General features: G+C 62.7%; 8 protein-coding genes. 6 read left to right on the top strand and 2 right to left on the bottom strand.

The features are described from left to right. The first annotated feature begins 1,094 nt into the window (after positions 1 to 1,094). Positions 1,095 to 1,505, top strand: a complete 411-nt coding sequence (locus tag RCH11_RS00195) for a hypothetical protein (protein WP_327054974.1) — start codon at positions 1,095 to 1,097, stop codon at positions 1,503 to 1,505. A gap of 1,052 nt (positions 1,506 to 2,557) precedes the next feature. Here the strand turns inward: RCH11_RS00195 and RCH11_RS00190 are convergent. Then, positions 2,558 to 3,487 carry a LysR substrate-binding domain-containing protein gene (locus tag RCH11_RS00190; protein ID WP_327054973.1) on the bottom strand — a complete coding sequence of 310 codons (930 nt, stop codon included), beginning with the start codon at positions 3,485 to 3,487 and terminating at the stop codon, positions 2,558 to 2,560. 66 nt (positions 3,488 to 3,553) lie between these two features. Between RCH11_RS00190 and RCH11_RS00185 the strand changes: the two genes are divergently transcribed. Then, complete coding sequence (locus RCH11_RS00185) at positions 3,554 to 6,994, top strand: bifunctional proline dehydrogenase/L-glutamate gamma-semialdehyde dehydrogenase (protein WP_442788975.1); 3,441 nt, start codon at positions 3,554 to 3,556, stop codon at positions 6,992 to 6,994. Between the two features lie 103 nt (positions 6,995 to 7,097). Then, positions 7,098 to 8,324, top strand: a complete 1,227-nt coding sequence (locus RCH11_RS00180) for an FAD-binding domain-containing protein (RefSeq protein WP_327054971.1) — start codon at positions 7,098 to 7,100, stop codon at positions 8,322 to 8,324. Between the two features lie 48 nt (positions 8,325 to 8,372). On the opposite strand, the gene RCH11_RS00175 is transcribed toward RCH11_RS00180, so the two are convergent. Continuing rightward, positions 8,373 to 10,319 (bottom strand): cellulase family glycosylhydrolase, encoded by a 1,947-nt coding sequence (locus RCH11_RS00175; RefSeq protein ID WP_327054970.1) that lies wholly within the window; start codon positions 10,317 to 10,319, stop codon positions 8,373 to 8,375. 936 nt (positions 10,320 to 11,255) lie between these two features. On the opposite strand from RCH11_RS00175, the gene RCH11_RS00170 reads away from it, so the two are divergent. From RCH11_RS00170 to RCH11_RS00160, 3 genes are all read left to right on the top strand, one after another. Beyond that, complete coding sequence (locus RCH11_RS00170; RefSeq protein ID WP_327054969.1) at positions 11,256 to 11,936, top strand: haloacid dehalogenase type II; 681 nt, start codon at positions 11,256 to 11,258, stop codon at positions 11,934 to 11,936. A gap of 37 nt (positions 11,937 to 11,973) precedes the next feature. Continuing rightward, positions 11,974 to 12,453, top strand: coding sequence for a PPOX class F420-dependent oxidoreductase (locus tag RCH11_RS00165; RefSeq protein ID WP_327054968.1), 480 nt, complete (start codon positions 11,974 to 11,976; stop codon positions 12,451 to 12,453). A gap of 135 nt (positions 12,454 to 12,588) precedes the next feature. Beyond that, the gene (locus RCH11_RS00160; protein ID WP_327054967.1) at positions 12,589 to 13,476 is read left to right on the top strand and encodes a 1,4-dihydroxy-2-naphthoyl-CoA synthase; all 888 of its coding nucleotides are present in this window, start codon (positions 12,589 to 12,591) and stop codon (positions 13,474 to 13,476) included. Positions 13,477 to 14,276 lie beyond the last annotated feature (800 nt).

Raw genomic sequence — 14,276 nt, 5'->3', positions numbered from 1 at the left:
GAACCATCGGACGAAGCGTGAGCTGGGAAACGACAGCTCGATCAAGGGGAGGTACCCGAGGTCCGTCCCGCACAGTGTCGCTGGCCGCCGACCCCGCGACCTGTCGTGCCGCGCCGTTGCGCTCCGCCCGATCCAGACCAGGCCGGGCAGCAGCACCACAGCATTTCCTGATTCCCCCAGGCAGATGTGTGACTGTAGCTCGGCCGTCTCGAATTGCACATCCGGCTCGAACCCGGCCAAGCGGCCGGTCTGCTCGGCCTCAAGCCGATTCGGTCGTCGCAGCCGCCAGACGGTAGTTCTCCCGGTCGCCACCGTTCGACCCCCGCAGAGCGAGCGGTGACGCCCGCTCCCTTCGCTGCTCCACTCCTCCACTCCTCCGCTCCTCCACAGTCGCGACTTCGCAGATTTTTCCCCAGGGGGCATCGATCAATTAGGGAGAAAGCTCTCGGAATATCAGCGGTTATTTTCGATACGCCGCTACACGAATTCCCATCCTCGCTTCCGAAGTTCATCCAGGCTAACGACGGCTGTAGCCCCTTTCCCAAGGGACAGCGTTGGCCAATACCGGGGAAAAGGAAAGCCGGACTCGACTGCCGAGTCGATCAGAGTTTTAGCGGCCGCACGGAACCACTGCACCCGCGCGAGGGAAGACAGCCACCAGTGAGGTTGGGTAACGAACAACGGGAATACTTCGCTCGTGGAGACTGCCAGCCACCCGGTCAGGCTCGATCGCTTCAGCCAAATCGCTTCAGCTAAATCGAAATCGTAAACCTGCCCGCCGGTCACCACACACGCCCCGCTGACTTACGCCGCTGCGGAAATCTCAAATCTCTGGTGATGTCGCTTGGCCGCCTGACTGCGTCAACCTGGTTCGCTGCCGACGCCTCGGCTCACGTTCCTGGTCAAGAGGCGGCGGAATACCCCTGGCGGCGGATTGCGGCGACGGATCGGAAGAAGCGTGCAAGCCAATATTCTTAGCGAGAACCCATGCTCAGGAGTGCGGCCGATATGAAGGAGATCAAGGGATGACTGGAAATTACGAATACTTGCAACACGCCCGCGCCAAACTACGGCTCAACGAAGGACCACCGACTGTGGGCGCGGCCGCCAAAGCTCTTCACCCCGAGGACAAGCTCGTCAACCGGATCAACCGAAAGGTTGGGTTGGGGATCACAAAAAGCGTGGGAACGATGTGGTGCGCATACGCGTTCGCGCTTCTCGCTCTCGTGAGCCTGCCTGCGGCAATTTTGAGCCATGATCCGATCATCATCATCGCCTGGATCGCGCAAACCTTCCTTCAACTCGTCTTGTTGCCGGTGATTATCGTCGGCCAAAACATTCAAGCCGTTGCCGCCGATGCCCGGTCGGCGGCAACGTATGAAGACGCGGGCGCGATTCTGGAAGAAGCCAAACAGATCCAATTGCACCTGGCATCACAGGACGCAGCTATCGGCGCGCTCCTCGACAAGATCAAGGCCCTCGAGGTATCAAAAGCCGGCGGCTGACCCTGACGTCCGCAATTCGTCAACTCGCCTGGAGTGTTGGCGCCCGAGGGACTTCGGACAGTGAAGCCGAACAGGGAAGTTGCTGATTTCGACGGCGTTTCTCCTAGTGACAAGCGCTGGACTATCGCCCATGAGCAGCGGCAGCGGCAGGAGCAGCGGCAGCGGCAGCGGCAGCGGCAGCGGCAGCGGCAGCGGCAGCGGCAGCGGCAGCGGCAGCGGCAGCGGTAACGGTAACGGTAACGGCACCGAGTGTTCGCCGAAGCCGCAGAGAACATGCCTGAGCTTCTCAAACGGGACTTCACCGCCGCCCGCCCATGGCGCAAGTTCGTCGGCGACATCGGTGAAAAAATCGGACGCGATCTCCCCATGCGTTCCTCGAAGCGCAGAACTGGGGTGGGCCGGAATTAGGCGTTGGCCGAGTCGTTGTTTTCCGCAATGAGGACCGTTTCTATCCCGCGGAAGATGCCACGAAAAAGTCAGCCAGACGCGATGTCATCGCCGATATCGAGGGGTCCGATAACACCCGCCGACGCCACTCAGCGCTCCGATACCGGCGACCCAACGAATTCCACTCCCGTTACCAGCAACCAGCCTTGCCAGCGCACCGACAACCATTAATCCGCTGTCCGAAACTCACGCAGCAGCCCCGTCTCTGCGATCACTTTCGCTCACTCGAGTTAGGGGATTTAACGGAAGTGCATCTGTCATATTTCCGACCAGCAACCGCGAGGTCGATAAGGCGTTCTGGTCTCCTATTGGACGACAACCGACATTTATGTCTCTCGCAACCCTCTGCTAGCCGCCGGCGCCCTTGTGCACCAGGACATCAAATCCGTGGGAGAGGGAGTACTCGTGGTCACCATGAAGGATATTGGCGGCAACATCTTTGGTCTTCTGCAGCGGCGGCAGGACGCAGGGTCGTCCCAATAGTTCGATGAGGTCCGGGCGGTCCGGCACCGGGTTTTTAGGAGGCTTGCGTCCGGTGCTTGAGTGAGAAACCCGTGGCGAATCAGCGGCGGAACGGCGCGTCCACCACGGGGTAGTGCCAGAGGTCAGTCACCCGAGCTGGCTTCGGCCGCCGACCCCGCCACCTGTTGCGCCGTGCGCTCAAGCACCGCACGAACGGCAACGATCGCGGGACGGGTGCTGCTCGCCTCGCGCACCGAAGTGAAGATAGTGCGCTGGGGATGCTCCGGTAACAGCACCAACCGTGCCGTCGTGCCCCGCCCGATCCAGACCAGGTCGGGCAGCAGAGCCACGGCATTGCCCGACTCCACCAGGCGGATGTGCGACTGCAGGTCGGCCGTCTCGAATCGCACATCCGGCTCGAACCCGGCCAGGCGGCAAGTCTGTTCTGCCCAGTGCCGGGAGGCGGTGCCACGAGGCTCCATGACCCAAGCTGCATCCGCTGTCTCCCCGATCGAAGCGGGATGGAACCGACCGCGGTCCGCTGGTGGCGTCGCGAGTCGGATCGCATCGGTTGTGAGCGTACGCCGGTCGAGTTCCGGATGTCGCGGGGCAGCGTGTCCCGGATACTGCTCGGCGATCACGAGGTCGAACTCCCGCGCCCAGGTCTCGCGCAGGGCGGACTCCGGCTCCCGCTGCACCATCTCTACCCGCACTTCGGGGTATTCGGCCTCCATGATAGAGAGCGCGTCAGGCATGAGGGCGAGCGCTGCAGATTGGAAGACCGCGATCTTCACCGTTCCGGTGACAGTCGTCAGCGACGAGGCGAGTTCGGCTTCGGCACGTTCGAGCGTGCGCAACACCTCTGCCGTATGGCTGACCAGGATCTCTGCCTGCGGCGTGAGCACCACCCGGCGGCCCGAAGATCTCAGTAGTTCCACACCCACTTCCTTCTCGAGCAGGCTCAGTTGTTGCGACACCGCAGAGGGACTGAAACTCAGCGCTTCGGCCACGCCAGCGAGGGTACCGCGGATCTGAAGTTCGCGAAGCAGGCGGAGGCGTCGTACATCGAGCATCGGGGCACCCTATCCATTAGTTGCACTTAAGAATACTCGTCAGAAAGGGTCGCTTTACCTAACCGGATGTACGAATCAATACTGGAATCAGACTGCTGCGAAAGGATCCCCGTGACCGACACCGCCACGACTACGTCCCTGGACGACGCCCTCTCCCCCGAGCTTGCCGAGCGCACCGTAGCGCTCGTGCGCCACTGGCTCGAAGAGGGTGCACGAGTGCCGGTGAACGCCTCCGCCGGGCGCCTCGCCGGAGTACTGAAGGATCCGAAGGGGCTCGCCTTCACGGTCGGCTTCGTCGACGGCGTCATCCGCCCGGAGGACCTCCGAGTTGCCGCGCGTAACCTGGCAGCACTCGCGCCTGGAGTGCCCGCGTTCCTGCCCGTGCCCCTGCGCGCCGCGGTGCGCCTCGGCGGCGTGTTTGCTCCGCTCCTCCCAGGAGTCGTCGTGCCGATAGCCCGTCGGGTTCTGCGCGGTATGGTCGGCCACCTCATCGTGGATGCCACGCCGGCCAAACTCGGCACCGCGATCGGGTCTCTCCGCGCTCACGGCGCGAAGCTCAACATGAACCTCCTCGGGGAAGCGGTGCTGGGAGAGCGGGAAGCGGCGCGTCGCCTCGCCGGTACTCACGCTCTGCTTGCCAGGGATGACGTCGACTACGTGTCGATCAAGGTCTCGTCGACCGTGGCTCCGCACTCGCCGTGGGCGTTCGAAGCGGATGTCGAGCACGTCGTCGCGAGCCTCGCCCCGCTGTTCGAGCGAGCAGCCTCCTCGACGCCAGCCAAGTTCATCAACCTCGACATGGAGGAATACAAGGATCTCGATCTCACCGTCGCCGTCTTCACGCGCATCCTCGACCAGCCTCGATTCGCGCAGCTCGAGGCTGGCATTGTGCTGCAGGCCTACCTGCCGGATGCCCTCGCCGCGATGGTGATACTCGGTGACTGGGCCACCCGTCGTCGGGCGGCCGGTGGCGCTGCGATCAAGGTGCGCCTGGTCAAAGGCGCCAACCTGCCGATGGAGCAGGCGGAGTCTTCGGTGCGCGGCTGGCCACTCGCCACCTGGTCGACAAAGCAGGACACTGACACAAACTACAAGAGGATCCTCGACTACGCGTTGCGACCGGAGCGTATCGATGGTTTACACCTCGGCGTGGCGGGTCATAACCTCTTCGATGTGGCCTATGCATGGTTGCTCGCCGGGATGCGCGGCGTGCGGCATGGCATCGAGTTCGAGATGCTGCTCGGCATGGCTACCGGCCAGGCGGAAGCGGTGAAAAAGGATGTCGGTGGCCTTCTGCTGTACACGCCCGTCGTGCAGCCGAAAGAATTCGATGTCGCGATCGCCTACCTCATCCGTCGGCTCGAAGAGGGCGCGAGCCAGGACAACTTCATGTCGGCGGTGTTCGAGCTGTCCGACAACGAAGTGCTGTTCGAGAGGGAGAAGAGCCGCTTCCTCGCCTCGCTCGCCTCGCTCGACCGGGCCATCCCACTGCCGCGACGCACCCAGAATCGCTCCGTCACCGAAATGTCACCGACCGACCGCTTCGTCAATCAGGCCGACACTGACCCCTCGCTTCCGGCCAACCGCGCGTGGAGCGCCCGCATCCTCGAGCGCGTCCCCGGCTCACGGCTCGGCATCTCCGCGGTTACCGACTCCGTCATCAGCACCGAGGATGCCCTCAACCGGGTGATTACCGCGGCCGCCACTGCTGGCGCGGAGTGGGGTGCCCGCAGCGCCGAGGAGCGTACCGCCATCCTGCATCGCGCGGGAGACTCCCTCAGTGCACACCGTGCGGAGCTGCTCGAAGTGATGGCGAGCGAAGCCGGCAAGACCATCGACCAGGGAGACCCGGAGGTGAGCGAGGCCATTGACTTCGCCCACTACTACGCCGAGCTCGCCCGCACTCTTGAGACCGTCGACGGCGCCACCTTCGTACCCTCGAGGCTCACCGTCGTGACCCCGCCGTGGAATTTTCCGGTGGCGATTCCTGCAGGTTCCACGCTGGCCGCTCTCGCGGCCGGCAGCGCCGTCATCCTCAAGCCGGCGGCGCTCTCGGCCCGCTGTGGAGCCGTGCTGGCTGAGGCACTTTGGGAGGGCGGTGTGCCGCGGGAGGTGCTGCAGCTTGTGCAACTGAGCGAACGCGACCTCGGCACGCAACTGATCTCGCACCCCGAAGTGGACAGGGTGATCCTCACCGGCGGCTATGAGACCGCAGAGCTGTTCCGTTCCTTCCGCCCCGACCTACCTCTACTTGCCGAGACCAGCGGTAAGAACGCGATCATCGTCACGCCGAGCGCTGACCTCGACCTCGCCGTCAAGGACGTCGTCGCATCGGCGTTCGGCCATGCCGGGCAGAAGTGCTCGGCGGCCTCCCTGGTGATCCTGGTCGGCTCGGTCGCTCACTCGGCGCGCTTCGCCAACCAGCTGCGTGACGCGGTCGCCTCGCTCAAGGTGGGTTACCCGACCGACCCGGCAACCCAGATGGGGCCGCTGATCGAGCCGGCCAACGGCAAGCTTCTCGGCGCTCTCACCACTCTCGGCGAGGGCGAGGCTTGGATGCTGGCGCCGAAGAAACTCGACCGCGATGGCCAGCTCTGGTCGCCCGGGGTGCGCACCGGAGTACGTCGCGGATCGGCCTTTCACCAGACCGAGTACTTCGGGCCCGTGCTCGGCGTGATGACCGCGCTGACGCTCGACGAGGCCATCGCCATGCAGAACGAGACTGACTTCGGGCTCACCGCGGGCATCCATTCCCTCGACCCTGCGGAGCTCGGCCTGTGGCTTGATACCGTTCAGGCCGGAAATCTCTATGTGAATCGCGGCATCACCGGGGCAATCGTGCAGCGCCAGCCTTTCGGAGGCTGGAAGAAGTCCTCGGTCGGAGCCGGCACAAAGGCGGGGGGACCGAGCTACCTGTTCGGGCTCGGCTCCTGGGTGCCAGCACACCACTCTGCACCCGGCGAAGCGAACACGCATGCCGGGGTGAGAGCGCTGCTTGCGGCAGATGACTCGCTGTCCGGCGCCTTCGGCAGCGACGCTGCGGCCTGGCACAGCACCTTCGGGAAGGCTCAGGATGTCTCTGCCCTTGCCGTGGAGCGCAACGTGTTCCGCTACCTCCCCGTGCCCGTGACAATCCGACTCTCTGAGGGAGCGCCACTGTCCGAGCTGCTGCGCGTCGTGGGCGCAGGGCTCCGTGCGGGATCCGACCTCAGCGTGTCCACCGCTGTCGCAAGCGACGCGCTGGTCGGCATCCCGGTAGTGGTCGAGAATGACGCGACCTGGCTTGCGCGAGTGCCGTCACTGAATCCCAGCCGTATTCGTCTCATCGGCGGCGACCATTCGGCCCTCGCTGCCGCACTCGGCGGACGCCCTGATGTCGCGATCTATGGCGGCCCGGTCACTCCGGCCGGTCGAATCGAGCTTCTGCCGTTCCTGCGCGAGCAGGCGATAAGCATCACAGCCCACCGGTTCGGCACACCCAACCACCTCACGATCGGCCTCATCTGACCTCATTTAAGAGGGTATTTATCTGGGAGCTGAAAACGGTCGCACGCCTGCGCGCCGGTTCAAGACAGAGCGTTCCTTCATTTCCTCGGCCTAGATTCAGCGGGTGATCATTTCCCTCGACGGCGTCTCCCCCGTAGCCGTGGTTGAACGACACCTGTCGCATCTCGTAAGCGATCGGATCAGGGCGAGCCCCGACATCCGCGGTGGCCAAATGGCAGCGGATGCTGCGCTCAACGCGTTCGACGTGGCCGGGTATGCCGCGACGCGCAGCCGAGTGCTTCCGGAATCGGCTCGCGGAGCCTCGCGGTTGTCGCCCTACATTCGCCACGGGTTGCTACCACTGCAGGAGGTCTGGAACGCGGTCGCAGGCCCGACCGCGGATGTCTCAAAATTCCGCGACGAACTGCTCTGGCAGGAGTACGCCCGACACCTGTATGCCCGAGTTGGTATGCAGCTGCACCGCAACTTGCGATTCGATGTTCCCTGGTCGGGAGATTTCGCGCCGGAAGCGTGGCCGCGCGAAATGACTTGCGTCAACTGGGCGCTCTCGAGCCTGGAAACGAATGGCTGGCTCGTGAACCAGACTCGAATGTGGCTTGCCTCGCAGTATGCCGTGCGGTCCGGAGCAGGATGGATGGCCGGGCAGGAGTATTTCCATCGCCAGCTACTCGACGGCTCTCGCGCAGCCAACCTGCTCGGGTGGCAATGGACGGTGGGCGCAGGCTCCGGTAAGCCCTACGGATTCGCGCGCTGGCAGGTCGAAAAACGTGCGCCTCAACTGTGTGCAGCGTGCCCTCTGAATCGTAACTGCCCGATTCAAAACTTTCCTCCTGACTCGGTTCCGCGCCCGCTTTCCGAACCGAGTCCGCGACTCGTTCGAGACGACGATCTCGCAACCACCAGAGGCCCCCCTACGGTTGTCGAACGCGCAGCGCCACAATCGGTATTACTCACGGTCGAATCGCTTGGGGATGCGGATCCGGCACTCCTCGCACATCCGCAGCTCACTGCTGTCTTTATCTTCGACGAACCAGCCCTGGAGAAACTGCAACTTTCGAGCAAGAGACTGGTGTTTTTCGTGGAGACGCTCCAGGACCTGGCTCAGCGGCGTGAGGTGATTGTGCATCTCGGAGACCCGAGACAGATCACTCCACACCTCGGCGCCGCGATCACCTGGGCGCCGGTGCCGAGTTTTGAAAAATACGCCGGAATCACCGCGGAGCTTCATCCGTGGCCCTGGCTCGCCGAACCTCATGCCGGCTCGATCAAGAGTTTTTCGGCGTGGCGCCAGAAGCTTGCGAAGCCGAGAGAGAAATCGGTTCGCGACTAGGCAGGCCGCGACGTCGTAATTATTGTGGGCGCCTCACCGAAGCGCACGTCAGCTCAGGGTCATCCGATCGATATCAAAGGTGCCCGCGTTGAAGTACAGCAACACATCGTGCACGCCGGTCAGCGTGGACTGGGCGCATCCCATCGTTGACAGGTCGATAGTGTGCGTCTCGGTCGTGTTGGGTGCAACGTAGACGAACGGTGATTGGCACCAGGTGTAGGCGTCCCCGGTTCGCACAGCGAGAGCGATCGAACTCCCCGCAGCGCCGGTCTTGAGTGAGAACGAAATCGAAGACCGAGTCGACAGGTCGAGTAGCGGAGTGAACGACCCGGAACCGAACCACGCTCCCGATCCGAGCGCGGTGATCTCGAGTGCGTTGGCGCCATCCGTCACACCGTTCGTCGTCAGCGCTACCGACCCGGGATTGCTCTGCCAGTTGGCCGCGGCCCAGCCGTTCAGTCCGTTCTCCCAGGACTCGAGTACTACCGGTGCGCCCGGAACCGGTTTGACCGTGACCGTCAGGACAGCCGTCGACGTTCGTACACCGTTGCTCACCGAATACGGCACTTCAAAAGTTCCCGATTTACCCGTCGGCACGAACCTCACGGTCCCGTCCGAGACGATCGTCGCCACGCCACCCGCAGTGTCGAAGGACAACTGCCGACCGGCCGTCGCGGGGTCGAGATCGAGGCTGGCAGCGCGAATCGCCAGTGTGATCGAGATGTCATTCGCCAGCACATTCACGCTCACCGGTGTGTCCGCTTGCGTGGTGGCTGTGTCGTTATCCGCGATGATCGTCTGACGGATGGCCGGGGTGTCCGGCTTCGGCACGAGGGCGGCCTGCGTTGTCATCAATGTGCAGACCGGACTCGGGCAGTACACGGTGAAGCCGTCGTAGTCCGCGTACAGGGTGCCGTCATCCTGCTTCGACGACAGGATCCAATACAACGCACCGGCGACACCGGTAGAGCGAACTGTCTCGAGCCAGTGCGCAAACACCGGCAGTCGGGTGCTCTTGTCAAGCAGGCCAAACTCGCCGAGATAGACGGGCTTTCCCAGCTTTTTCGCTGCAGCGGCATGCTCTTCGATCCAGCCATTGCCCCACGCAACGCTCTCCTTCCAGTTATCCGGATAGAGATGCATCGACATCATGTCAATATTCGGCAACGCAGTCAGGGCGATCGTATCGATACCGTCTTTACAGTCCTCGCCGAGTCCTGGGCCGTATCCGGAAGCACCGTATTTCTGCGTGAGCGTCCAGTCCGCCGGTGCCCGGCAGAATGCGCCCTCGTCCCCCACCGCGAGCAGGTGACGATTATCGATGGATTTGATGAACGTACTCATCGTCGACGCCCAGTTGGTGATGGTCGTCGTGTCGCACGTTCCATCGGGATACACGCCAGCGCTGGTGCATCGTGGTTCGTTCGCGAGCTCCCACGACATGATGGTGGGATCATCCTTGTATTTCACGCCGGTGATGCTGTTGGTGCGGTTGAGTAGCGTGCTGATGTACGTCTTGAACCAGCCCTGAATCTTAGGGTCGGTATAAAACTGCGCGTGTGTGCTGCCGCCAGCCCAGCGAACGTACTGGTCCATTCCGCCAAAACCATTCCAATTGTTGACGAATGGAATGATCAGCTTGATGTTGCGCGCACCCGCAGCCGCAATCACATAGTCCAGCTTCTGAAGGCCGTTTGCGCCGTCGTTGATCATCGGCTGTCCCGCCGCGGCATCCCATGCCTGGTACCAGACCCCCTCGAAGCTCGACTGCACCGAACCGGAGCCGTCCGGGTTCTGAAAGTCCTGGAATCCCCAGGTTCGCATCACGTCGAACCGGGCCGCCTGAGCGTCGTCGAGCACCCTGTCGGCCATCGCCGGCGACTTATAGCCCAGGTAGTAATTGTTGGTTCCCGCGAACTCGAATGGCTTGCCGTCGAGTTTCAGTTTGCTTCCATGGCGCGTCACGAAGCCAGGGGAAACTTTCGATGAGGTCACGGTGGATGCTCGACCAGAGTCAGTCCTCATGGTCCCGCTGGAGCTGGTGGTTGCCACGGCTGCAGTCGGAGCCCAGAGAGCTCCGAGCATCGCTATCACGGCGATCGTGCCTGCCACAATCCTCGGATGATCTCGGTTTTTTAAGAATGTCATCGTTGACTTTTTCCGCTTAAGTTGGGCGTCAAGCACTATGTTACAAGGGCTGACCGGGGTTATGTCAACGTTGACATCAAGATTTTTCAATAATTCTGCGTTCGGTCGAGACGGGCCGATAATTTTGGGTTCCTTGCCGAGCCAGCCAGTCGTTCCGAGTCCAAGAATTCGAATGAGCGCAGTGAGGGCCGGAACAGGGGGCCGCAGGGAGCACGGCGAGGATTGCAGTAACCCGCACGAGAAGGATCACCATCGTCGCTATTTCTTCACCATGGACGATCCTGCTGCGCGTCGGGTTATTCTTGCCGCCCCTGCTGGAGCGGCGCCGCCACGTGAACCAGACGCTATTCGCTGTTGTGATGGACCCCCGTGTGCACTGGCGTTTCGACCCGAAAGGTCAAGACACGAGTCATAGCGCGCGGCCCGACCGTGCGCAGATCAAGAAACAGTCCACCAAGGTGGCCCTCATTCTCGGAAGTCCCCATCCCGTGATGGCTGCCGTGCTCACCGACGCCCCAACCAGAGCTGCAGACTCTATCCGCTTCTTGGCTCCCCGGCTTATTCTTCTCTCGGGATTTACCCGAAGTCTGGAAGGCTTTCTGGATCCAAACCACCGGTTACCGATAGCACGCGCCATGTGGGGACTGGGGCGACCACATTCCGACGAATGCCCTGTGACATGCGTTACGGAGCAAGCCCCGTTGAGAAGTTGTTGATCGCCCCTTTGATGCTTGCAGCACCTCGTCGTAACCTTCTTGCTACTCCCATGCGAAGGACGCCATCGTGACTAATAATTTGGCAGTGATCGTCTTCGACGTCAACGAAACTCTCTCTGACATGTCGCCCCTGGCCGATCGGTTCGTCGATGTCGGGGCGCCCGGGCTGATGGCCGGAGTCTGGTTCGCCGGGTTACTGCGAGACGGCTTCGCTCTTACCGTGGTCGGCGCCAACGAGAAATTCGCGACGATCGCCGCTGAATTACTTCACGAAAACCTCACCGGGCTCCCGCTGAACCGCAGCGTCGATGAAGCCGTCGAGTATATTTTGCGCGGATTCGCCAGTCTCGCCCTTCACCCGGATGTCGCCGGCGCGGTCCGCACGTTCGCCGCTTCCGGGATGCGCCTGGTGACGCTCAGCAACGGATCAACCCAGCTCGCGGAAACACTGTTTCGCGACGCCAACATCCGGGAAGAATTCGAGATGCTGCTCTCCGTCGAGGACGCGCCCGGCTGGAAACCGCTGCGAGCAGCCTACGAATACGCCGCCGACGCCTGCGGTGTAGAAGTGGGCCGGATGTTACTGACTGCCGTACATCCCTGGGACATCCACGGGGCCGCTCTGGCCGGGCTGCGCACAGCCTGGATCAACCGCGCCGGCGCCACCTATCCGGGATATTTCACCGCTCCCGATATCACTGTATCGACCCTGGACGAGCTCGCCTCGATTCTGGGAAACGGTGCCTGACTGCACGACGCGGCAGCACCCCCGTAGCCTTGACCCTATGGGCCGAAGCATTGCAACTACCACTGCCGTCGATCGACACCACATGCTCGACTTCGTCCGGTCTCGGCACCGGATGCTCCTCGCCACCACACGGACCGACGGTCGACCGCAGATCTCCCCGGTCTCCGGGGGCGTCGATTCCGCCGGACGGATCGTCATCTCCTCCTACCCCACCAGGGCAAAAACCCGCAATACCGAGCGTGACGTGCGGGCTTCCGTGCTCGTGCTCTCCGATGACTGGGACGGTGCCTGGATCCAGCTGGACGGCGACGCCGAGGTGCTGCACATGCCCGAGGCATCCGAGGGACTCGTCGAGTATTTCCGGTGCATCTCTGGCGAGCATTCGGACTGGGACGAGTACCGGGAGGCGATGGCGATTCAGGACAAGTCACTGATTCGAATCGCCCCCACCAGATGGAGCCCGATCTGCACCGGGGGATTTCCCGAGGATGTCGCCGCCCGACTCGGCGCGCTCTAGCTATTCTGCAGGCCGATCCGAGTACGGCACTGATGGTGCGCACTGCGAAGCGGTTCCCTGCGAAATTCAGGGGTGCGAGTGCAAGTGGCAATCTGGTGCTCCCGCCGCCGATCGCGGCGAACCTAAACTGAAACAATGACCGATGTTTCCGAGCTCTTCGATGCGCGTGCCTGGAAAGCCGTCGCCGGCTTCTCCACACTCGCCGACATCACCTACCACCACGACAATGCGGGACGGGTGGCGCGCGTCGCTTTCAACCGGCCGGAGGTGCGTAACGCCTTTCGTCCGCAGACGGTCGACGAACTCTATCGGGTGCTCGATGACGCGCGACAGAACACCCGCATCGGGGTCGTGCTGCTCACCGGCAACGGACCGAGCCCGAAGGATGGCGGCTGGGCGTTCTGTTCGGGTGGCGACCAGCGCATTCGCGGTCGAGACGGCTACCAGTATGCCGACGGGTCGGCCAGCACGGGCCGCCTCCACATCCTTGAGGTGCAGCGGCTCATCCGCTTCATGCCGAAGGTGGTGATCGCAGTCATCCCCGGTTGGGCGGCCGGTGGCGGGCATTCGCTCCACGTCGTGTGCGACCTCTCGATCGCGAGCGCTGAGCACGGCAGATTCAAGCAGACGGATGCCGATGTCGGGTCGTTCGACGGCGGTTATGGCAGCGCCTATTTCGCCCGCCAGGTCGGCCAGAAATTCGCGCGTGAAGTATTCTTCCTCGCCCGCGAGTACGACGCCCAACGCGCCCTCGACACGGGGGCGATCAACGCCGTGGTGCCTCATACCGAACTTGAGACGACCGCGCTGGAGTGGGCGAACGAGATCCTCGGTAAGTCACCTACCGCCATTCGCATGCTCAAGTACGCCTTCAACGCCGTGGATGACGGGATGGTCGGCCAGCAACTCTTCGCCGGGGAAGCCACGCGGCTCGCCTACGGCACCGACGAGGCGGTAGAGGGCCGCGATTCGTTCCTCGAAAAACGTGAACCGGACTGGTCACCCTTCCCCTGGCAATTCTGACGCCCGTGGTGCGGAACGGCAGGGCTGCGGAACGGCTCAGCCGCGGCGCTGGGGTGGGATGCCCCGTGCGCGACAGGCTGGGCCAGTCTTCCCGCAACAGACGGCTCCTTTGCTTTTGGGACACATCCCGTGTCGTAGTTGACGCACCCGAGAATCCTTTTCGGGCAGCGCTTGTAAGCATGGCGACCACTGTGGAGTCTCGCTTCCCCGATATGCCCTGACGACGACACCCGCGCTACCGGCTCGATGGGGTGAGGGATGGTTTCACTGCATTAAAGCTTCCACGTTGCAGGTCTCCCCGCGGGTGTCAGTCTCCGGGAAATGCCCGATAGGGCCCTGACAACGATCACCTGCTTCCAGATTCCCGGTGGTCCTCTCGTGCATAACGAAAGTCGCACCGAATCCGACCACGACGTGTTCGGCTGGACATCATTTTCATACGCGGAACACGGGAACGATCTCCGGATTGAGGTCGCTCGCGACGACCGTTTTGCTCACGGATGCGTGCCAAGCTACGCCGAGTGGATGGTGATCCGCGGAATGCTCCTCGCAGGAGAGACCCGCTTGTGCTTCACGACCCTTGACGATAGCGATGCAAGCCCGCGTCCTAATCCGACAGAACTCAGCATCACGTCCGAGTCCGGAAGCATCGACAAAACGGGCACCGTCATCCCCAGCGCTGGCCACGTCGTCCTGCGGGTCAATGGCGAAGTGAGAAATCGGCATTGGCTTGCCGGAACCACAGTCGTGGCTTCCGACTGGAACGGCGCAAGGTCTTATACGGAGGCGACTCTGTCTGA

It is taken from the genome of Glaciihabitans sp. GrIS 2.15 (assembly GCF_035984695.1).
GTDB lineage: Bacteria > Actinomycetota > Actinomycetes > Actinomycetales > Microbacteriaceae > Lacisediminihabitans.
This window is presented reverse-complemented; position numbering and strand designations above follow the sequence as displayed.